The following is a 21,401-nucleotide window of genomic DNA, read 5'->3' as shown; positions in this document are numbered from 1 at the left end:
ATATACTTCATTGAATGGTTAGACGATTAATGTTTATTTTTCCCAATAGAAAATAATTTATTCTCAATTTAAATCTAATTTACTTATAGATAATATCTTTGCTAATGGCATACAAATAATAATATAGTACTTTTATTAATAAAAAAAGTGCTTCATCTCTTAAAGATTAGCACTTTTTCTAAGATTAATAATTTTATTAACTAAATTCATGACCTGGTACTCCATTATTAACGTAAGTTCTACTTTTCAATGGCTCAAATCCAGATATCTCCATGTCTGTTACAGCAGGATATGCCTTATGATTATCTGGAAATGTAAAATGAAGAGTATAATTCTTTCCATAAAAAGCAGCCTTTGTTCCATCTCCTGTAAAAACTGCCGTATTGGTAAGAAAAATAACTTTTTTGTTTTCTGTTTTCGCATCTACTTCATAGATGGTAAAATCAAAAGAAGTATCAGTAATATTAGAAATGGCAACTTCACAATAAGTTTTCAAGTTCAAGATATTATCTCCGAAGCGCCTGTCATCAAAATAGATGCCTTTATATAATTTAACTTTACTACTTACTTTAGCCTTTTCTGGAGATACATTATTTTTATATTTTTCATCTTTCTCTAATTTTTCAGTTGAATTTACTTCTTTAGAAGAATCTTTTGATATTTCTTTTTTTCCCTCCTGTGATATTGAAGAGTTTGGTTTATTGTAAGAATCAGTTGTAGATTTATTAGTAGAGCAGCCAATTAATATATTTGAAAATAATAAGGATAAAGTAACAAGAACAATTTCTTTCTTTAAAAATTTTGCTTTCATTAATATACAAAATCCTTTCTTTAAATATTATTGCTTTATAATTAAAAATAGCAGATACATAATGTATCTAATTATGTGTCTGCTACTTTTAATGTATCTATTATAGCATAAAAACATGAAATATTTTCAAATTATTAATGAAACTTTTTTTATTTTTTACTTTTCATTTTTGCCACGAACATCATCCTCAACTTTACGGGAATCCAATTCTTTATTCTGTTTGCCAAGCCAGGAACAGTAATGTCCTTATTTTTGAAAAATCGTTTATAAGCATATGCTGCAACTTCTTCAGCAGTCATGGCACTTGGTGGAATTTTTGTTCCTTCTCGAGCAAAGAAATCGGTTTTTGTAGCGCCAGGACATAATGTACAAACTTGTACACCTTTTTCCTTTGCTTCATAACGGATTGCTCTACTATAACTTAATACAAAAGCTTTACTAGCAAAATAAGTGCTGGTATATGGCCCTGGCTGAAAAGCACCAATAGATGAAACATTTAAAATTTTACCATTCCTTTGTGTATACATATCAGAAATATACAATTTGCAAAGTTCTACAAGATTGATTATGTTTAATATCATCATGTTTTCATCATGTTGTAAATCAATTTTATCTGTGGAACCAACCAATCCTATTCCTGCATTATTCACAAGTATAGAAATATTCAAGTTATCTTCTTTTGTTTTATTATATAATTGTATTGCTGCTCCTATCTTTCCCATATCCTGTTGATAGGTGAACACTGTTGTTTTGAACTCATTTTCTAATATTTCCTTAGTCCTTTGCAATCTTTTACTGTTAGAAGAAACTATGATAATTCCGTAGCCATCCTTGGCAAAATTCTTTGCAAGTTCAAAGCCTATTCCACTTGTTCCTCCAGTAATCAATACATATTTCATATGTAAACACTCCTCTCTTCTTATATCATTATAGAAGAAAGAAATGTACCAGTAATTCACATAGGTTAATTGAAAGAATTATTTTTTATTCCTTTCCTTATCCTGCTCAAAGATGCTGCCCTGATGCCTATATAGGATGCAATATATTTTAATTCAACTCTATCATGAAGATGAGGATATTGTCTGCAAAAATCAATGTATCGTTCTTCAGCATTCATTAGAGCTGAATTTTTAATCCTGGCTTCCAATTTTTCAACTTCCTTTAGATAATACTTAACAAATATATTATTTAAGTTTTCATCCTCTTTTATAATTTTATGTACTAATGCATATGGAAGTTGAATACACTGGCAATTTTCCAGACATTCAATGGTAAATGATGAAACACTTGCTGTCCGTAAGCCTTCAGAAGAAAAGAATTCATTCTCTCTGCTAAAACATTTTGTAATATCATTTCCGTATTCATCAATATAATATCCTCTTACTATACCATGGATTATAAAATAAAGGTTTTCCGATTTCATACCTTCCAGTAATACAATATGTTTGGCAGGGAACTCCACAAAAGAAACTTCACTATTAATCATATCAGCCACATTTTCATCTATTTTTATTTCAAGTCCTACTTCCAAATACTTACTAGCATTCATCACTTTTATTAACTCCTTTAATATATTTCATAGCCTGATAGAGACTTTTGTTTTAATAATCCTAGTACCATTAAACCAATCAAACTTAACACCATCTTAATATAAGATATCATATATTCAAATTTGTATATACAATTTTGAATATATCATAGCAAATATTTTTTATTTGTAAAGTTATGACGTCGATTTTAGAAGTTGCACCTATAGTAAAGGAACCTTTATATTTATTATTTTTTATTACAACTATATCAAGATACAAGTTTACCACAAATTGGTACAAAACGACTAGCAGTATTTTAGATATGAATAAATTGCATTTTCAAGATACAAGGGTCTGTAAATAAAATTATGAAAAAATTAAACTCACTGGCATATTCTGCTCAATGAGTTTTCAGTGGTGTTATTATTATGTAACTAAACCATTGGTTTTTATTTGTCTCTATTGTGGTAGGACTTTATCTGCTAAAAAGAATTGTGAACATTTTAAAATTAAGTATCTAAAGCAAATTCAACTGCTGAAACAGCATGTATTGTTGTTGTATCAAAAACAGATACATTAGTATCCTCTTGTTTTATTAGTAAGGGTATTTCTGTACAACCTAGTATTACTCCTCTTGCACCTTTATTATATAAACTATCTATTACTTTTTTATATTTTTCTTTTGAGCTTTCCTTTATTTCACCCTTACATAATTCATTATAGATAATATCATGAACAATTTCTCTTTCATTTTCATCTGGTATAATTACATCTATATTGAATTTTCCCTTTAAAACTTTTTTATAAAAATCCTGTTCCATAGTAAACTTAGTTCCTAACAATCCTACCTTTTTTATTCCCTTTTCAACTACTTTTTTGCCTGTTGCCTCAGCTATGTGCAAGACTTTAATTCCTACATTTTTTTCAATATCATCAGCCATTTTATGCATAGTATTAGTACAAATCACAATAAATTCTGCTCCACCATTTTTTAGTCTTTGAGCAGCATCTATCATTATATTGGTTAGTTCTTCCCATCTATTTTGGTGTTGTAATATTTCTATTTCTTCAAAGTCAACGGAATACATTAAACATTTTGCAGAATGAAGTCCTCCTAGTTTTAACTTAACAGTTTCATTTAAAATCCTATAATATTCCAATGTTGATTCCCAGCTCATTCCACCTATTAATCCAATTGTTTTCAACTAAAAAATCTCCTTTCAAGTTTGAATTGTTTCATCAAAGCTATTTTTCAAACGCTTTATACCTACAATTATTTCTTCATTTTTAGGATAAGTAAAATTCAATCTTATAAATCTTGTTTTTTCTTTTTCATTAATACTAAAAAAATTTCCTGAAATAAAATTCACTCCATTTCTTATAGATTCTTTTAATAATAAATTTATATTGATTTTTTTTGTAAACTTACACCATAAATAAAATCCACCTTGTGGTTTGTAAATCTCTATTTCTTTAAAATTTTCCTTCAATTCTTTTATCATTAAATCCCTTTTTAAACAATACTCTTTTCTAACCTTTTTAAGATGTTTTACATAATAACCTTCTCTTAAAAATTCACATATCATGCTCTGACTTAGGGTATTTACATGTAAGTCCGTTAATTGCTTAAACATACTTAATTTATTTATTACTCTTTCTGGTGCAACTATCCATCCTACTCTTAATCCTAATGAAATAACCTTTGAAAAACTACTTAAATAGAGTACATAATTAAACCTATCTAATGCTTTTAATGGTGGTAATTCCTCACCTTCATATCTTAATTCTCCATAAGGATCATCTTCAATTATTGGTATACCATACTTTCCTGAAATTTTTATAATTTCATATCTTCTTTCTAAGCTCATTGTAATTCCAGTAGGATTATGGAAATTTGGAATAACATAAATGAACTTGGGTTTATGTTTTTTTATTAAATGCTCCAATATATCAATCCTAATTCCGCATTTATCCATTGGAACGCCTATAACTCTTGCTCCTAAAGACTTAAACAATTCAATAGCTCCGAAAAATGTAGGTTCTTCAACTAAAATAACATCATTAGAATTTACAAAAGTTCTTACAATTACATCTAACCCTTGCTGCGAACCTGATGTAACCATTATTTCTTTAATTGATACTCTAACCTCTCTACCTAACATTAATTTCTTAATTTCTTTTTTTAAGCCTTTATGCCCTGTTACTGGGCTATGTAAAAATACTTTTTCTACTTTACTTTTTAATAAATTCTTCTGAATCTTATTAAATTCTTCTTTTGGAAATAAATCTGGTGCTGGAATCCCTCCTGCCAAGGAAATAGTATTGCCATTACTATCAATATTCATTATTTCACTGATGACACTGTTGAAGTTATTTCTTGAATTTTCATTATATATTTCATACCAAAATAAGTGTTTAGGAAAATTATTTGATTTAACATTTGATATGTCTTCATCAGAATAGATAACATAAGTTCCTTTTCCTACTTGTGAACTAATAAGTCCTTCTTGTTTTAACTCTTCATAAGCCTTAACAACTGTACTTCTATTAATATCTAGAGCCTTTGCAAGTTCCCTTTCCGATGGTAACACATAATCCTCTGGAATTATTTTAGAATAAATCATATTCCTTATTTGGCTTTTTATTTGAACATATAAAGGAATTTTACTATCTCTTTCAATATTAATTTTCATATAATCACTCGCTTATCTAAGTTTGTTTATATTCTATTATACATATATAATCCTTATTTAAAACTACCAATTTCAATTTTTGTAATACCATCCATTATTAAAAATGATTACGATTAAATTTATTAGTCTTCATATTGAAAAAAAGATGCTACATCTCTAAAAGATTAGCATCTCAAACATTTATTTTATATATATTAAGTTACATTTCATTTATACTTTCAATAGAAACTACAACTCTACTATGTGGAAGATAATATATTCTATAATATTTATTCTTTTTAAACTCTATATTGCTTAGTAAATTCTTAGGACATAAAAACTTTTTACACTTTTCATTTGTATTAAATTTATAACTATTAAGTATTTTTAATGGTCTAGGTTTTTCAGCATAATATCCTCCTTCTATCTCTTGTTCTACTCCTTCTTCTATCATCCCCTCATGTATTTCTGTTTTTTCACTTTTTAACAAAGTAATATCAGAATCATATCTCTTTACTATATCTAGCACTTTTTCACGTCCCAAATACGCAAAAGAAATAAATATCATAAAACTAACAAGTAGTACAGATAAAGTAATTTTCCCATGTAATATTGTTAATGTATTTAATTTATCTTTTCTTTTATTTCCTTTTAAACAATGTGTAATTAATAGTATGAAAAATATGCTTGTACCAAGTGTTAACCATATTAAAATAATTAGATTGCTCCAGTAAGTCACTCTCAGAATAACTCCTGTCTCCCCAAGTTTATCTAAATGTATATATTTTGTCATACTAGATGGTAATTCTAAAACTATTAGAAACCCTTTGAGGTATATAATAGTCAAAAGTAAGGGGGTTATTATTTGTAAAGTTGCCCATAAATTTTGTTTGTTATTAATAGATTTTCTCTCTTTGTTATACCTGCTTTTCTTATTCCAAATATTTTTATTATCCATAAATCTCCTTATTCAATAAATTACATAATTAAATATGCATTTCCATTTTCACCATTCCATATGTAATTATAATTAATTTATCGATAATTTTAACATTATATATATATTTATTCTGTATTTTTATATTATTTTCTTTTCAAATAAAAAGAACACATTAGATACTTGTATACTTAATATCCTTATTTTCGCCTACTAAATTTACACCCTCCCTTGCCTCCTCCAAAATTCCCCCATATAATTAAACCATACTAAACTTTAGGAGGTACCCACATGAAAATCTACAACAAACTAGTAAGGGATAACATCCCACAAATTATAGAGAATGATGGCAAAAAATTTGATATACATTATGCTAAAAAAGAAGAATTAGTGTCACTACTTGAATCAAAATTACAAGAAGAAGCTTTGGAATTTTCCCAAGATAAAAATTTAGAAGAACTTGCAGATTTAATGGAAGTTATATTTGCACTTTCATCTATATTAGGATATTCTGAAGAGGATCTTTTAAAGAAAAGAGAAGAAAAGAAACTTAAACGAGGCGGCTTCAAAAAAGGAATTGTTCTTGAAAAAGTTTATGAAGATTAAACTAAAAGCTTCAGTGGAGAAAAAACTCCCCTGAAGCCAAGAACTTTGTTTATTTTTTACTTATTCTTTTTACAACATTTTTCATGAATATAGTTATCATATCCTTCGGCTTTGCAAATTTCTTCTCCTGCGTATATAGGCTCTTTGCAAAAATCACAAATGTTATTAAATAATTATTTCAGCATTAGTCTTAATCTCAGTAACCTTGCCCATTATTCTTTTAGCATCATTCATATTATCTTTAAACAATGTAGAAAGATTGCCAACAGTTCTAAATGGATCTTCCATAAGAATTCTATTATCTTCAATAAATCCATTTTTAACTACATAATCAATTATGAGCTTTACAAAATGTATCTGCTTAGTATTTAAGCTTTCATCATTTAAGAACTCAGAAAATAATTCATTTGCAGCATTTCTATCTAAGCCTACTATTTTTCTTACAAGCTTATTAACTGGCATGTTTCCAAACTCTTTTTCATACTCTTCTTTTGTCCCAAGTTCTTTCCACATAATAGCTTCAAGAGTTTCTAAATCTTGTTTTGTGAGTTTCTTATTATTTTTAAGTTTATATATTTCAAGTTGATCTTCATGTTCTTTAAGATAATATTCAACCTTCTTTTTGTAATTTTTTAAATTATTTGTATTGTAGATAGCTCCATGAGATTCTTCATTTATTATCATATCTTCAAAATGAGTGTAGTAAGTCTGTTGATTGGTTTTCTCTAAATACTTTATAAGCTCTCTTAGTGCATGCCTAACTTCATCCAATTCAAACAAATCAACTTCTTCCCAAAATTCAGTTGTTCTAACTTTATCTATAACATATTTTTGTTCCTGAACCTGTGGTATAGTTCCAAGCTTTGATAAACTTTCCGCTGTTTCTATAACGCTTTTTATTGGTCTTGTTGCATTATTATCTTGTAATTTAGCAAGTTCAATAGTATACATAAGTATATCAAACCTCTTTGCAAGCTCGTCATCATTCAGTGTTTTTATAAGTGGAGCTATATATTCTTTAATATCTCTTGTGTTAACCGCTCCAAGACTCTGCCATTGTTCTTTATTTTTATATTTTTGAACATATTTCAAGTTCATTTTCACCATAAAATTATCTTCATTTAAATTATTTACGTCTTCAAGTACATCCGTAAGCAATTCTTTTCTATGGCTTACATATTCTTCTTCTGAATACTTCAAATCTTGAAGTTCTTTTATTAGATCAACTTTAAGATTAAAAATCCTCTCACTTAGAGTCTGTCCTAAATTACCCTCAAAGCCTTTTGGATTCATTCTAAAAAATTCGAAATTATTACAGAAATCAAATATTAAAAACTTGTCCTTATTTTCTCCAATACCTAATAAATCTTCACAAAGTCTTGTACCTCTTCCTATCATCTGCCAGAACTTAGTTTTAGATCTTACTTTTTTAAAGAAAACAAGATTTAAAATTTCAGGAACATCAATACCTGTATCAAGCATATCAACACTTATTGCTATTTGTGGCAGCTTGTTTTTATCAGAAAAATCATCAATTAAGCTGTCTACATAGTTAATTCTATTATCTATTACTTTTGCATAGCTTGAACCAAGTTCTGGGTATAATTTATCAAATCTTTCTTTAATGGCTTCTGCGTGTTTATGGCTTTTAGCAAAAATTATAGTTTTGCCCAGCTTTTCATTTCCCTGAATTCTTAATCCCTTTTCCATAAGCTTATTTAAAACTAAGTCTATGGTATCTGCGTTAAATAGCCATTCATTAACAGCATCACTGCTTATTTCTTCTCCTACATTTTCATCATTGTTAAACTTTTCCTCATATTCTTCCTTTTCTTCATCAGATAATTCATCATATTTAATTCCATCTTCCATTATTTTAGATTTAACTTCTACAGTTTCATAATCTACAAGGAATTTATCTTCAACTGCTGTTTCAAATTCATAGGCATAAGTAGGTACTCCATTTTCCATATCAAAAATAGTATATGTATTCTTATCTACTTCATCTTTTGGAGTAGCTGTAAGCCCTACTAAATATGCATCAAAATACTCAAAAATAGCTCTATGTTTTTTATAAATGCTTCTGTGGGATTCATCCACGATAATTAAATCAAAATGTCCTGAGGTAAATAATCTTTTACCATCTTTAGCTTTAGTATCATCAATAGCATTCATTATTGTTGGATATGTTGAAAAAATCATTCTTGATTCTTCTGGATTATCCCTGTTATCTAATAAATTACAAAGTGAAAGATCTGGAAGTAGTTTTGAAAAATTCTTTTTAGCCTGTCTTACAAGAGCTGTTCTATCTGCTAAAAACAATACATTCTTAACCCAATTATTTTTACTTAATACATCAACTAAAGAAATAGCAGTTCTTGTTTTACCTGTTCCTGTTGCCATAACTAATAAAAGTTTTCTCTTTCTTCTTTCTAATTCCTCACAGCATGCGGTTATAGCTTCCTTTTGATAATATCTATTGCTTATTTCATCTTTTATATTAATATTTCTTAAACTCTTTTTTTGAGTTCTTCTGTCAATCATAAGCTGAAGCTCATCTTTTTTAAAGAAGCCATAAATCCTTCTTTCAGAATAACCATTGTAATCATCCCAAATATAAGTTTCAAATCCATTAGTAAAGAAAATAACTGGTCTTACATCATATTGCTTTTCTAAACAATCAGCATATAATTTCGCTTGCTCACGTCCAACCTTAGCATCCTTACTTGTTCTCTTTGCTTCAACTACTGCAAGTGGCTTTCCATTATCACCATACAAAACATAATCAGCATAACCTTTTTCTTTATTATTAGGCATTCCGAAAAGCTCTACTTCTTCTCCAATATCTTTGTTAAAATCCCATCCAGCAAGTTTTAATTCTACATCTATATAAATCTTTCTTGTGTTAAACTCGCTTATTTCATCTATATTAAAATCATAGTTTTCAGTATTTTGTTTTCTCTTTTCTGTAAGCTCTTTTCTTAGCTCTTCATTTTCATTTATAATCTCTTCAAGCTTTTTATCCTTTGAACTTAATTTTTCGTATAAATCTTTAAGTTCTTCTGGTCTTACTCTTTTTTCTTCTCCCTTTAGAAGAGAATTTTCATCAAACTGCTTTTCCTTATAATCATTTCCATAGCAATAATCAATCCAATTAATAAATTGGTATAAATTATGTAGTGAAAGGATTGCTTCTTCTCTACTAACATTTTTATTAGTATGAACTGCCACATTACCTAAACTAATAACAAATTTAAGTAAATGCAGCATTCCACTATCAATAAGTTCTAAAAAACTGTTATTATGAATTAAACTGCTTATATTATCCTGATATGGTAACTTTAAATCTTCATCAAAACTATATACCCATTTAACAGCAAGTTCTAATGCACGTCTGCTTAAAATAGCAGTGGTTGCCGGACTTACTAATATACTCTTTTCCGCTTCAATACAAGCATTTGAAAAACTACTAAATTCTTTTTTAAACTTTAGAAATTCAAAGTTAGTACACAAAGGTCTCATTCCCCCTTTTAATGTCATATACTGTTTCCTATGAATATATTACCATATTAAAACAATATTTGACACAGAAAAGTCTCGGATTTCTCCAAGACTTTTGGTTTTTATTCTAATACTTTTCTTATTAACTCAATTTCATCAATATCTAAATCTGTTAATTCTTTTATTATTTCATTATCTAAACCTTTTTTTATTGCTTTTTTAGCTATTTCTATAGCTTTTTCTTTTTTTCCCTCTTGTATTAAGCTTTTACCCAGTTCAGTCATCTTTAATTCCTCCTTTACTTTTTCCAAATCTATTCCACTTAAAAATTTATTTGCAAAGGCATACAATATGGATTCTACGTCATATTTATAATCTTTATTTATATCTTTTACTATCCTTATAGCATTGAGTATTTTATCTACTGTACTTATATTTCCACCCATAATAGGAGTGAAGGTTAAAGAAATTATATCTTGTTTTGTAATGTCCATTCCAGACTTTATTTTTTCTACAATATCATTATATATTTTATCTCCATCTTTACTTGCCATGGATATTGAGTTTACTCTAAATTCACTTATTCCTGTTTCTAAAGTATTTACTGGATTTTTTATGTTACCAGAATAAACAACATATGTGACTACATCTTTTCCAGTTTGATGACTTAATAGCGCTTCATAAGCCCTAAACCTTCTTAAGTCTGTTTTCCCTTTATTAGTTGTTTGAAACTCAAAATGTATAAAAGTATCATCTTCCATTAGGAAAGTATAGTCCATAAACATACTTTTAGTCTCTAAAACTACTAACTCTGTTGAGCCAAGTTCCTTAACTTTTTTATTTATTCCAAAGAATTTTAGTCCTTCCTCTGCAAAAATATCCATTGCTCTTTTCATTATTAAATCTTCATAGTTTGTGGGCTTCATTAGTTCACCTTCCTATATTTCTATTGTATCTTTATTTTAATTCATTAGTCATAATATTTCAAACAAATTTAATAAACTTAATATGTACTGTGATCTTGCATTACATCTAAATAATTTATAATACAAAAATCTTGGATTTCTCCAAGATTTTATCTATAATTACACAGAATTTTTTATTATAAAAATCAAAAATGGTGCAATCACCCTTTTGATAAAAACCTAAAGTTTTAGATTGTAATATTTTTTCCATTTATAAGGACTTAATTTCCAAATAGCTACATTTAAAACCTCTATTTATTAAATAATTCTCCATTGAAAGTTTTTTGCATCAATGAATTAAAGTTGTCCTCTAATTCTTTTAAGCTCTTGTAATTCCATCTGCCTTATAATTTGTATTTTTTTCCCTCCCTCATCACAAAACTTACTTTCTAAATCGTCAGCTAAATAAGGACATCCCTTATCAAAAACAATATCCCAATATGGACTGGCATCATCACCGAATCCAGTTCCATCTACAATTGTCTTACATCCTAGAGCTATAGATAATTCATATCCAAGATAAATATCCGTGGGCATTTCTGTGAAAACATCCTTTAACCTAAAGAATTCCAAAACTAAAGGAAATTCACTTTCATTTCTTATAACTTGATAAAATGCTATATCATCAGAGTTAACTAAAGAGTTTGATTCAAATCTATCTAATACTTCTTTAATAGAATTAATAGTATAACAATAACATTCTCTTAATTTAAACTTTTCCTTTGTGACATTACAAATCAATTCAGTATTAAATTCTCTATCAAATCCTACCCATACACAATTCATAACATATTCCTTATTATTAGTATTTATTGAAACAACTCTCCGTTAAATGCTTTTTGCATTAATGAATTAAAGTTGTCCTCTAATTCTTTTAAGCTCTTCTCCATTTCAAATTTCAATTTGTCGACTTGGTTAACAAGTTTCTCAAACTCATTTTGCATGTCAAATGGAGCTATAGGGATTTCTACTAGATTCAGTTTTCCTACCGTAAGCCCTGGCTGAGCTGCCCCTGTAGAAAACCTATTTAAATCTAACTCATTTAGTAAATAATATAACCAATAAGTATTCATTTCTACTTTTGGCTGAGTCACTACAGCATGTTCTGTTGCATAAAACTTTCCTTGTGCATATTTTACATTTCCGCATAATGCACCTTGACGCCCAATAAGTGGTATGTTTCCTTCATGAGAATATTGCTTAACATATCCTCTTAATCCATTTCCCCCATAGCAAGGATAAAGTTCTTCTGAATTTACTTCTGATATATCACATGCTTTAATGTTTTTACCTGCCTTCATATCACAAACTTCACCCAATAACTTAACTTCCCATCCTTTAGAATTTGTTATTGGGTCACCAAACATCTCGATAAATCTCGATTTAACTAATTCATCCAAAGCCTCTATTTGAGTTTTTCTTTTGACTATTAATTCTTTTGAAATATCTAAGATTTCAACAATCTTATTTTGATCTTTTAGAGATGGTAAATGAAAATTTATATTTATAAATTTTTTGGATATTCCACCAACTGTAGCTCCTCTAAAATCTTTTAGTATTTCCTGTTGCCCTCTATTTGAGTATAAAAAATAGAATAAGTATTTGGAATAAAGTTTTTCATTAGTTCTCAATAAGAAAATATGCTCATTTATGCACGCTTTATTCAATATAAAATTTTCATCTACATATGCTACTTTTCCTGTTGTCGCCCCATCTTTAACTATTAATATATCATTCTTTTTTATAATACCTTTTTTAAGTAAATTATAATATTCATTTGGCACATATTTAAGTTTTTTTTCTTCTATATTAAATCCACCATTAGAATTTATATGTTCTCCACCTAAACTTGGTATGCCACTATTTGTTGCTCCACCTTTGGGTCTACTACCAGATTCTAATGTTTCTATATAATTTTTAAGATTTACTAAATGCATATTTTATCCCTCTATCATTCTTTCTAATTCATTCAACCCTTCAGTTATCTCTTTCTCCAACTTCTTAACTCTCTCCAAAATAACCTTAGGTTCATCATATTTTACTTCTTCATATTCAATTTCCTTATATTTATTAATAGAAAGGTCATATCCATTTTCTCTTATTTCTTCTACTGGTACAAAAAAGCTTTGTTCTGTTCTCTTCCTATCTTCTTCTTTATCTAAATTATTAAACCTTTCAATTATGTCTGGAATATCATTTTCTTCTATTGGATTTCTCTTATCATCTAGGGAATATCCATCTGCTTTCATATCATAGAACCAAACCTTGTCAGTACCACCAGTTCCTGTCTTAGTAAATATGATAATTGCTGTGGATACTCCTGCATAAGGTTTAAACACTCCACTTGGCATACTTATTATGGCTTCAAGTTTATTTTTATCAACTATTTCTTTTCTTATATCTTTATGTCCCTTTGTTGACCCAAATAGTACTCCGTCTGGAACAATGGATGCACATCTTCCACCAGTTTTTAATATCCTTAAAAATAATGCTAAGAATAATAGCTCTGTTTTCTTTGTTTTACTAACTTTTAAAAGATCAGCGGATACCGCTTCATAATCTAGGCTGCCCTTAAATGGAGGATTTGCCAATACTAATGTATACTTTTCACTGTCCTTATTGGTTTCTGAAAGGGAGTCCTTATATTCAATATTAGGATTGTCCACTCCATGAAGCATCATATTCATAGCACCAATTCTAAGCATAGTTCTATCCATATCAAAGCCATTAAACATCTTATTGTTAAAATGTTCTTTTAATCCTTGGACTAAAAATAAATCATTATGCTTTTCTCTTAAATATTCTTCAGCTCCTACTAAGAAACCTGCTGTTCCCATTGCTGGATCTACTATAATATCTTCTGGTGTTGGTTTCATTAACTCCGCCATCATCTTTATTATTTGTCTTGGAGTTCTAAATTGACCATTTGTACCTGCTGTTGCTACCTTAGATAAAAGGTATTCATAAAGATCTCCTTTAACTTCCTTATCATCTATTTCAAGCTTATCTATTGCATCAACTATTTTAGATAGCAAAAGTGGAGTTGGTATTTTAAACATAGCATCTGACATATATTTTGAGTATGCAGATTGTTTATCTCCATGAATATTTTTAATAAAAGGGAAAACTTCTTCTGATACTATTCTATACATTTCCCCTGCTTCTTCATTTTTAAATTTACTCCATCTTAAATACTGCTTATCACTTGGAAACATTCCTTCAAAAGGTATTCCAAGTAATTCTGCGTCGCTTTCTTTTAATGTTTCATTATCATCTAAGTCTTTTATAAATAAAAAATATGTAAATTGTTCTATGACTTCTAATGGATTAGTTATACCACCAGTCCAAAAGGTTTCCCATATTCTATCTATTTTGCTTTTTAATTCACCTGTTATCATTAGTTGTCCTCCAAAATATAAAAAATAATTGCATTAGTCCATACCAATGCAATTATATTATAACCCTATTTTTTTATGTTTTCTATAATTTTTGACAAAGGGACTGTTTCTTAACCCATTACAAAGAATACTATATACTTTACCAAAACATGATAATTTGACTTTTACCTTGCCATTCTTGAAAAAATATTTCATTCTGTTTCCCACCAATTGATGAACCTTTTGCCAATTTGTATATTGTTTGTTTAAAAGAATTCCATTTTAGAGCAACATCTTACTTATAATCATCGGGAGTGCCCCAATTCTCGAACCGGTTATACTTTGGGTTTGTTGAATCAAAATGTATCCATATTGGTGCATTATCTAAATCTGAATGGGTTTGGAAGAATTTTCTATCACCATACCTGATAGCTTCCAAAGCTAATGGCAGCTCACGCCTAAAAATTGCATCACGCACAGCAGAAACTCCTGAACCAAATTCACCATCTACATAAACATATACGTATAGAAATGGAAATCCATGATTCGTTCTCCATTCTGCAAGCACCTCATCCCTCATGGCATTGACCTTATCATAGGCAAACTGCAGACCTATGGTAAGAAAAAGGTCTGCAGTTATATCCGAGTGCGTTAATGTATACTTACGGCCTATTACTGGCTCAGTCATTGTAACACCAGTTCTGAATTCAACATACAACTTATCTGGATTGAGTCTTTTCAATGTATCACCTTCCTATAATATACTGCACATTTCATCTAATTTTTTAATTTTACTGCTCTTCATAATAATGTATGCACAGTAGTAAGAAAAGTTCTTTTCATATCATCACTGCTTGAGATTGACTCATTAATGTGTAGTTGATAGATTATTGTTTCACATTTGGAAATATTAGCGATATAGTCAACCCCGAACCTAACTCTGATTTTGCATCCAACTGAATTGCTAAATCATGAGCCATCTTGCTTACTAAGAAAAGTCCCATGCCTGTTGCTTGTCTGGTATAAGTACCTTTCCCTCCAGTAAAACCCTTATCAAAAATAAAGGGTAAATCTTCTTCAGCTACACCAGGTCCATTATCACTAATATTTAAGATAGCTTTATCTCTCACTTTGTCATAAAGCGTCTCAAACTTCAAAATTGGAATATCCTGATTCTGTGAAATGTGTTTCGTACTATTGGTGATTATTTGTGCTAATATAAAAGCTAATCCTTTTGGATCAGAAAAAACTTCCATTTCTTCACCTATGAATTGTATTTGAAAACTAGATTCATCTAGTAATGTTTGATGATCTTCAATTGTTTGTTTACAAAATGCTAGTAAGTTTATAGAATCAAAAATATAATCTTTATGAATAGCCCCAAGTCTTGCAAAATACAAAATTTGCTCTACATCTCCAAGCATTTCATCTCTAATATGAAGCATACGCTGTCTAACAAGTGGAGACATTTCGTCAGTACGATTATCTAATACCAATGTCATTAATGATAGAGGCTTTTTAATTTCATGAACCCAGCCCTCTATATAATTTTCATAATCGCCCAATTCAATGACTTGATCATTAAGCTCCCATTGATATGATCTTATAAGGCTCCCTATCCTATGGATAAACCACCAATGATTCTTAGGAGATACATGGCACAATATTTCTTCATTGGTCTCATTTGCTTCTAATAAAAAATCTTGAAAAGCTTCTTCTATTATTTTTTGCTTTCTAATTATAATAAATACAGACACCCATATCATAGCTAGAGTAAAAACAATCATTAATCCTACTAACACCTTAAAGGTTTCTGGATAAGCCAGCCAAGCTAAAAAACTAAATAGGACACTGGTAGCTATCAACATAAGAAACCATTGTTTATAAGCATGAAAACAATCATATATTTGCTTTATCCATTTCATGGCTTCATATACCCCCTAAGTCTATACCCTTTCCCCCTTATTGTTTCTATTTGATGATCTAAGTCTAATTGACGCAATGTTTTTCTTAATCGAGTGATATTCACTTGAAGTGCATTTTCGTCTATATATTGGTCTATTCCCCATAAAAATTTACTCAGTGTTGATTTGGATACAATGTCAGGTCTATTCTGTACTAAAGCCAGTAAAATTCTTCCTTCATTAGCTGATAATAATAGCGATTGAGATCCCTTATACAAAGTAAAAGTATTGGGATCTAGCAAAAAACTGCCAACATCTATTAATTCTGGTTGTCCTTCAAATCTTCTTAGCAGGTTATGAATACGCGCTAATAATCTATCTCGATTACATGGTTTTGTGAGATAATCATCCGCACCTAATTTAAGACCATGTAATTCATCTTGTAGCTTATCTCTAGATGTAAGAATCAATATTGGACCAATCCCTTTTAATTTTAGATTCTTGCATACTTCAAATCCTGATTGTTCTGGTAAATTAATGTCTAACAATACTAAATCTGGTGTCAAAGTAGCTATTTGATCAACCATATCATGAAAGTCTGCAATTAATGCTACTTCATAACCAGCTTTTTCTAATACATTCATTAATTCTTCTCTCATTAATAAATCATCTTCAACAATTGTAATCCTAGCCACTTCAGCACCTCCTTCCATGTGAAATTTAATAGTTCCTTAAGGCACATTAAAAAAACAAATAAGTCAGTATGCATCTTTGACTTGTTATTTATTTTAATATGACTAATCTATATTAGGCTTCCAGCGTAACTTATCTATCTCATGATCTGCTGAACGGGCAACTGCTACCCCATAAATCGCTACTGTTACAATCACAATACACGCAAAGGTAAATGCAATAGGATACGATGCTTGATTTTCAATGTAAATATCAACAAATGAAGCTATAGCCCTTATTCCAACAGCTCCACTGACGCATGCAAGAGATATGGGTAACAAAAAGGTCCATAACACCTGTCTATACATAGATTTTTTCATTTGATTACGTTTTGCACCTAAAATTGAAAGTGTTAAATAACGTTGTCCAGTCTGTCTCATTTGTGTTAAAAATTGTAAAGCTAATACCGTACAAGCAATAATCAAAAATAAAAATCCCATATATAAAACTGTATAACTTGTAGCAACAACACCAAAGAGCTGGCGTCCAAAATTTTGTAAATAACTTTCAAAACTAAATCCTGAAAATTTTAATAAATCTCTAGCCTCCATCATTGGTTTCAGTAGCCCTTGCTGTTCTTGCATCTTTTGTGGGATTCGAAAATTCCAATATGACACATAGGTTTCTGTATTTATTAATTGTTCAAACATAGTATCTGGAACTATAAATGCTGAAAAAATTTCTGCTGAACGGTCTGCTACTAATCCTCTCATGGGAACTGATGGACGTATAAATACTTCCTGATTATTAATACTCATCAAACTTTGCCCTTCTTTTGCAGCCTTTTCAATAATGTTATCTAGTACAGGTATTTTATCTAAATTATCCATAGGCATAAAGTCTGGATTAAAATATAAAACAATTTCATTTGAATGTAGGTTCAAGGGTTTTTCCCCTATAGCTTCTAAAATTCCATTATAAGATGATTCAGGAATGAGATAAGGTGTTGTTGTACATGTCTCTAGGATGCCAAACAGATTAACTGCTTCAGGATTTCCTTCACCAATATCATAACACTGAATTTCTCTGGATAAAACTTCATCTTTATAATCACTTGGCAGAGCCATAATAATTTGCTCTCTTAACTTGGACCAATCAACTAATGACAACAACATTCCATCTTCTCTATGAACACCTTGATGTTTCATTCTTCCAAGCTTCAATAGATTTAAATCCTCTACATATGGTGCAATTTTTTTTGAAGTAAGATACTCCTTAACTTTTGCATTATCTCCATTAACAGTAAAATCATATAAGGAGGAATTTTTTCTATTATATAACCTACTTCCTGAGTTCAAAATAGTTGAGGCACCATTTGCTATCAAAATAATAGATAATGTGATTAAAATAGATGTTACCGCAACAGAGGTAGATCTATTAGCTATGTTCTCTTGAAACTGCCTTAATGTAAATGTGTGCAACCCTTTAGTAGATTTACGCTGAGACAATCCTGCTAATAAACCTAGTAATTTTCCAAATCCATTCATAAAAAATATAGTTCCTAAACTTCCCAGAGCTATTGCTACAAACGGAACAATTCCTGCAAAGTCCATAAAATGATATAAGACAATCCAATATGCAATACCTAGTAATATAGAACCTATTAAAATATTCAGTGTATTGCCTTTTAACTGCCCCATATCTTGTTTTTTATCCATTTGCTCATAAAGTAATTGATGTAAGTCCTGATTAAATAATCCTCCACCAAGAATGGTTAATGCTATAAACTGAATTAATAAAAAACCCATTATTGTAAAGAAAATCGCATCTACCGATAAGGTTAGTTGATGACCCACAATTCCCTGTCCAACCAATTTAGAAACCGTTAAGCTAATTATTTCCGCTAAAAATCCGCCTATTAAAATGCCTCCAATAAGTGCTAAAATGGAAGTAATTAATGCCTCTGCTAAAAGTTGAAAAATAAGGCGTTCTTTGCGCATTCCTAACATAAGATAAAGTCCAAACTCTTTACTTCTCCGATTTAATTGGTACCTATTAGCAAATAAAATTAAGAAAAACAATAAAAATAATGCAAATATATAAATAATCGGCATTCTAGCTAAAAACTTATCAATTGCATCACTTTCAAACTCCTTTAAAAATAAAATAACATCCTGTCTTCCAAGAGAAAGAATTATATAAAACGAAGCCACTGCTGCTACAAGTGTTGCAAAGTAGATTAAGTTCTCCTTACGACTTCGATTAGCATTACGATAAATCAGCCTATAGAACATTTCCGCTTCCTCCCCCAAACTGAGATAATAACTTTAAAATTCTTTCATAAAACTCCTGGCGAGACTCATCTTGTTTGCAGCGCAGTTCATGAAATATTACACCATCTTGAATAAAAAGAATTCTTGAGCAAAAGCTTGCTGCATTAGGGTCATGGGTAACCATCAATATAGTTCTTTCGCTACTTCTATTAATACCTTCCAACTTATTCATTAAAATCCTTGCAGAACGTGTGTCCAATGCTCCTGTAGGTTCATCCGCAAGAACAATATCTGGATCAGAAATCAAACTGCGTGCAGCGGCTACCCTTTGCTTCTGTCCTCCAGACATCTGAGATGGGAATTTGTTAAGAATATCCGTAATTTCTAAGAAATTTGCTAACTCATCTAATTTAACTTGTGCTTTTGCAAAATCTACCCCATGAATAGATAATGGTAATAATATATTTTCTTGTCCAGTTAGGTTATCCAGTAATTCAAAGTCTTGAAACAAATATCCAATTCGACTACCACGATACTCAGCTAAATCTTTACTACCAAAAGCACTTATGTTTTTACCATTTAAAAGTATACGCCCAGATGTTGGTTTTATTATTGTTGCAATGCAGTTTAATAATGTAGTTTTTCCAGATCCACTTGGTCCCATTATTCCTAAGAATTCTCCTGGAAAAACGTCAAAACTAATCCCTTGTATAGCTTTGGTTATGTTATTATTCTTTCCATAGTTTTTTTGTAAGCCTTGGACTTCTAATAATTTTCTTTGATTAATCACAATATAACTCTCCTTTTACAGTTTTGCTGAAAAATCCTAGAATTGATCATTGATTTATTTAAATTATATCAAATGTAGAAGTCTGAAAACACTTACAATTGATGTAAGGTAAAATGATTGAAAATAACCTAACAAAGTAGTTTAAACATTCTCTTTGATGCAATTGTGATGAACATATTTATAAAAATAACTCCCAAAATAATAATATATGCCTTGTCCATCATTACATCAAACAAATAGCCATATATTAATTGTCCTAAAGGTAATGTGCAAATACTTATAGTAGATATAAAAGCAATAATTTTTCCCATTATCTGCAAAGGAGTTTCCTTTTGAATAAATGTGATTATTGTAATATTAAACATTGTTACAGAAGCCATAATCAAAACTGTAGAACATACTATTATTGCATATGACAAAATTGAGTTTATATTGAAAACAAGCGTTCCGCCAATAGGCAATAAAGCAAGAGTAGTAATTAAAAAAAATTTTCCACTATTATTTACATGAATTTTTTCAGATATTCGCCCAACTAAAATCCCACCTATTAATGTACCTATCATTAACATACTTTGGGATAAGGCATAAAGTTGATTGCTTAAACCCAGTTTGCCTTTTATTATCACTGGTAAACCAACCATAATCATTCCAGTTAAAAATAAATTACAGGCTGCAATAATTAGCATTATTTTAAAAATAGTTGGATTATCATTTATAATAAAATTTTTACTTAATTTAAAATCATATGCTACAGCTTTAAAAATATTTGATTCTTTTTCCTGAGGTATAAAGGAAATTTTAATAAATATTTCTATTATAGCAGATATAAAAAAACTTATTCCACTAAAAATAACAATTGACATAAATCCAAATAATCCATACAAAAACCCAGCTAAAACAGGACCTAATAAATTGGATAGTCCATTGATTTGATTCACAATGGCATTTCCTTTCAATATGTTGTCCTCTGATAATAAGGCAGGAATGCTTGCTTGTACTGCAGGTTGATAAAAAGATTGTATAACTGATAACAATATTAAAACTATAGATATGCTAAGAACTGATGGACTACCAGACAACATAATTCCAAAAACAAGCATAATTGCTGCTGTTAGAAAATCTAATATAATCATAATGTTACGCTTGTTTACTCTGTCTGCAATCATTCCACCAAAAGGTGATAATAAAATACTAGGTATCATTGCTATGGCCAATATACTACCAAATAAAGTAGCTGAACCAGTTGTATCTAATAAATATAGTGGTAGTGTAAAACGAAGGATTGCATTCCCTATGAGTGAAATTATCTGACCTATAATTATTAAAGAAAAATCTTTATTAAACAATTTCGTATTTTCCCTCAT

Annotated in this window: 18 protein-coding genes; 1 reads left to right on the top strand and 17 read right to left on the bottom strand. The window is 29.5% G+C overall.

The window, feature by feature from the left end:
- Positions 1 to 196 precede the first annotated feature (196 nt).
- The 6 genes from J2Z24_RS05845 to J2Z24_RS05820 form a co-directional block, all read right to left on the bottom strand.
- On the bottom strand, positions 197 to 811 hold the full coding sequence (locus J2Z24_RS05845; protein WP_035145413.1) for a hypothetical protein: 615 nt from the start codon (positions 809 to 811) through the stop codon (positions 197 to 199).
- 149 nt (positions 812 to 960) lie between these two features.
- On the bottom strand, positions 961 to 1,710 hold the full coding sequence (locus J2Z24_RS05840) for an SDR family NAD(P)-dependent oxidoreductase (protein ID WP_035145414.1): 750 nt from the start codon (positions 1,708 to 1,710) through the stop codon (positions 961 to 963).
- 65 nt (positions 1,711 to 1,775) lie between these two features.
- Entirely contained in the window at positions 1,776 to 2,360 is a 585-nt protein-coding gene (locus tag J2Z24_RS05835) for a Crp/Fnr family transcriptional regulator (RefSeq protein ID WP_035145444.1), read from the bottom strand.
- Positions 2,361 to 2,849: 489 nt separating this feature from the next.
- Positions 2,850 to 3,545, bottom strand: coding sequence for an aspartate/glutamate racemase family protein (locus J2Z24_RS05830; protein WP_035145415.1), 696 nt, complete (start codon positions 3,543 to 3,545; stop codon positions 2,850 to 2,852).
- A 15-nt stretch (positions 3,546 to 3,560) separates the two neighbouring features.
- Positions 3,561 to 5,033 carry a MocR-like pyridoxine biosynthesis transcription factor PdxR gene (gene pdxR, locus J2Z24_RS05825; RefSeq protein WP_035145417.1) on the bottom strand — a complete coding sequence of 491 codons (1,473 nt, stop codon included), beginning with the start codon at positions 5,031 to 5,033 and terminating at the stop codon, positions 3,561 to 3,563.
- Positions 5,034 to 5,232: 199 nt separating this feature from the next.
- Entirely contained in the window at positions 5,233 to 5,970 is a 738-nt protein-coding gene (locus tag J2Z24_RS05820) for a hypothetical protein (protein WP_035145418.1), read from the bottom strand.
- A 270-nt stretch (positions 5,971 to 6,240) separates the two neighbouring features.
- Between J2Z24_RS05820 and J2Z24_RS05815 the strand changes: the two genes are divergently transcribed.
- Positions 6,241 to 6,555 carry a nucleoside triphosphate pyrophosphohydrolase gene (locus J2Z24_RS05815; RefSeq protein WP_035145419.1) on the top strand — a complete coding sequence of 105 codons (315 nt, stop codon included), beginning with the start codon at positions 6,241 to 6,243 and terminating at the stop codon, positions 6,553 to 6,555.
- 165 nt (positions 6,556 to 6,720) lie between these two features.
- Here J2Z24_RS05815 and J2Z24_RS05810 read toward each other — a convergent pair whose 3' ends face one another.
- From J2Z24_RS05810 to J2Z24_RS05760, 11 genes are all read right to left on the bottom strand, one after another.
- Positions 6,721 to 10,068, bottom strand: a complete 3,348-nt coding sequence (locus J2Z24_RS05810; RefSeq protein WP_035145445.1) for a DEAD/DEAH box helicase family protein — start codon at positions 10,066 to 10,068, stop codon at positions 6,721 to 6,723.
- Positions 10,069 to 10,178: 110 nt separating this feature from the next.
- A complete protein-coding gene (locus J2Z24_RS05805) occupies positions 10,179 to 10,982 on the bottom strand; it encodes a hypothetical protein (RefSeq protein WP_035145420.1) in 804 nt (267 codons plus the stop codon).
- 336 nt (positions 10,983 to 11,318) lie between these two features.
- Positions 11,319 to 11,807, bottom strand: a complete 489-nt coding sequence (locus tag J2Z24_RS05800; RefSeq protein ID WP_035145421.1) for a hypothetical protein — start codon at positions 11,805 to 11,807, stop codon at positions 11,319 to 11,321.
- 23 nt (positions 11,808 to 11,830) lie between these two features.
- Positions 11,831 to 12,958: a restriction endonuclease subunit S gene (locus J2Z24_RS05795; RefSeq protein ID WP_035145423.1), complete on the bottom strand. Its 1,128-nt coding sequence runs from the start codon at positions 12,956 to 12,958 to the stop codon at positions 11,831 to 11,833.
- Between the two features lie 3 nt (positions 12,959 to 12,961).
- Entirely contained in the window at positions 12,962 to 14,419 is a 1,458-nt protein-coding gene (locus tag J2Z24_RS05790) for a type I restriction-modification system subunit M (RefSeq protein WP_035145424.1), read from the bottom strand.
- A gap of 274 nt (positions 14,420 to 14,693) precedes the next feature.
- Positions 14,694 to 15,140, bottom strand: a complete 447-nt coding sequence (locus tag J2Z24_RS05785; protein ID WP_035145426.1) for a staygreen family protein — start codon at positions 15,138 to 15,140, stop codon at positions 14,694 to 14,696.
- A gap of 145 nt (positions 15,141 to 15,285) precedes the next feature.
- Entirely contained in the window at positions 15,286 to 16,323 is a 1,038-nt protein-coding gene (locus tag J2Z24_RS05780) for a sensor histidine kinase (RefSeq protein WP_035145428.1), read from the bottom strand.
- A complete protein-coding gene (locus J2Z24_RS05775) occupies positions 16,320 to 16,997 on the bottom strand; it encodes a response regulator transcription factor (protein ID WP_173680092.1) in 678 nt (225 codons plus the stop codon). The genes J2Z24_RS05780 and J2Z24_RS05775 overlap by 4 nt, the downstream gene beginning before the upstream one ends.
- Before the next feature lie 102 nt (positions 16,998 to 17,099).
- Positions 17,100 to 19,268, bottom strand: coding sequence for an ABC transporter permease (locus J2Z24_RS05770; protein ID WP_035145431.1), 2,169 nt, complete (start codon positions 19,266 to 19,268; stop codon positions 17,100 to 17,102).
- Complete coding sequence (locus J2Z24_RS05765; RefSeq protein ID WP_206538598.1) at positions 19,258 to 20,034, bottom strand: ATP-binding cassette domain-containing protein; 777 nt, start codon at positions 20,032 to 20,034, stop codon at positions 19,258 to 19,260. Before J2Z24_RS05765 ends, J2Z24_RS05770 begins: the two co-directional genes overlap by 11 nt.
- 131 nt (positions 20,035 to 20,165) lie before the next feature.
- Positions 20,166 to 21,401, bottom strand: coding sequence for an MFS transporter (locus J2Z24_RS05760; RefSeq protein ID WP_035145433.1), 1,236 nt, complete (start codon positions 21,399 to 21,401; stop codon positions 20,166 to 20,168).

The organism is Clostridium tetanomorphum, from assembly GCF_017873215.1.
In the GTDB taxonomy this organism is placed as follows: Bacteria; Bacillota; Clostridia; order Clostridiales; family Clostridiaceae; genus Clostridium_AO; species Clostridium_AO tetanomorphum.
The sequence above is the reverse complement of the archived record's forward strand: the minus strand, read 5'-3'. Positions and strand labels throughout refer to the sequence as shown.

Excerpts from the sequence above, each read along its gene's own strand:
- J2Z24_RS05845 (WP_035145413.1), bottom strand. The coding sequence starts at position 811 with ATGAAAGCAAAATTTTTAAAGAAAGAAATTGTTCTTGTTACTTTATCC.
- J2Z24_RS05840 (WP_035145414.1), bottom strand. The coding sequence starts at position 1,710 with ATGAAATATGTATTGATTACTGGAGGAACAAGTGGAATAGGCTTTGAA.
- J2Z24_RS05835 (WP_035145444.1), bottom strand. The coding sequence starts at position 2,360 with ATGAATGCTAGTAAGTATTTGGAAGTAGGACTTGAAATAAAAATAGAT.
- pdxR (WP_035145417.1), bottom strand. The coding sequence starts at position 5,033 with ATGAAAATTAATATTGAAAGAGATAGTAAAATTCCTTTATATGTTCAA.
- J2Z24_RS05820 (WP_035145418.1), bottom strand. The coding sequence starts at position 5,970 with ATGGATAATAAAAATATTTGGAATAAGAAAAGCAGGTATAACAAAGAG.
- J2Z24_RS05815 (WP_035145419.1), top strand. The coding sequence starts at position 6,241 with ATGAAAATCTACAACAAACTAGTAAGGGATAACATCCCACAAATTATA.
- J2Z24_RS05805 (WP_035145420.1), bottom strand. The coding sequence starts at position 10,982 with ATGAAGCCCACAAACTATGAAGATTTAATAATGAAAAGAGCAATGGAT.
- J2Z24_RS05800 (WP_035145421.1), bottom strand. The coding sequence starts at position 11,807 with ATGAATTGTGTATGGGTAGGATTTGATAGAGAATTTAATACTGAATTG.
- J2Z24_RS05795 (WP_035145423.1), bottom strand. The coding sequence starts at position 12,958 with ATGCATTTAGTAAATCTTAAAAATTATATAGAAACATTAGAATCTGGT.
- J2Z24_RS05790 (WP_035145424.1), bottom strand. The coding sequence starts at position 14,419 with ATGATAACAGGTGAATTAAAAAGCAAAATAGATAGAATATGGGAAACC.
- J2Z24_RS05780 (WP_035145428.1), bottom strand. The coding sequence starts at position 16,323 with ATGAAATGGATAAAGCAAATATATGATTGTTTTCATGCTTATAAACAA.
- J2Z24_RS05770 (WP_035145431.1), bottom strand. The coding sequence starts at position 19,268 with ATGTTCTATAGGCTGATTTATCGTAATGCTAATCGAAGTCGTAAGGAG.
- J2Z24_RS05760 (WP_035145433.1), bottom strand. The coding sequence starts at position 21,401 with ATGAGGGAAAATACGAAATTGTTTAATAAAGATTTTTCTTTAATAATT.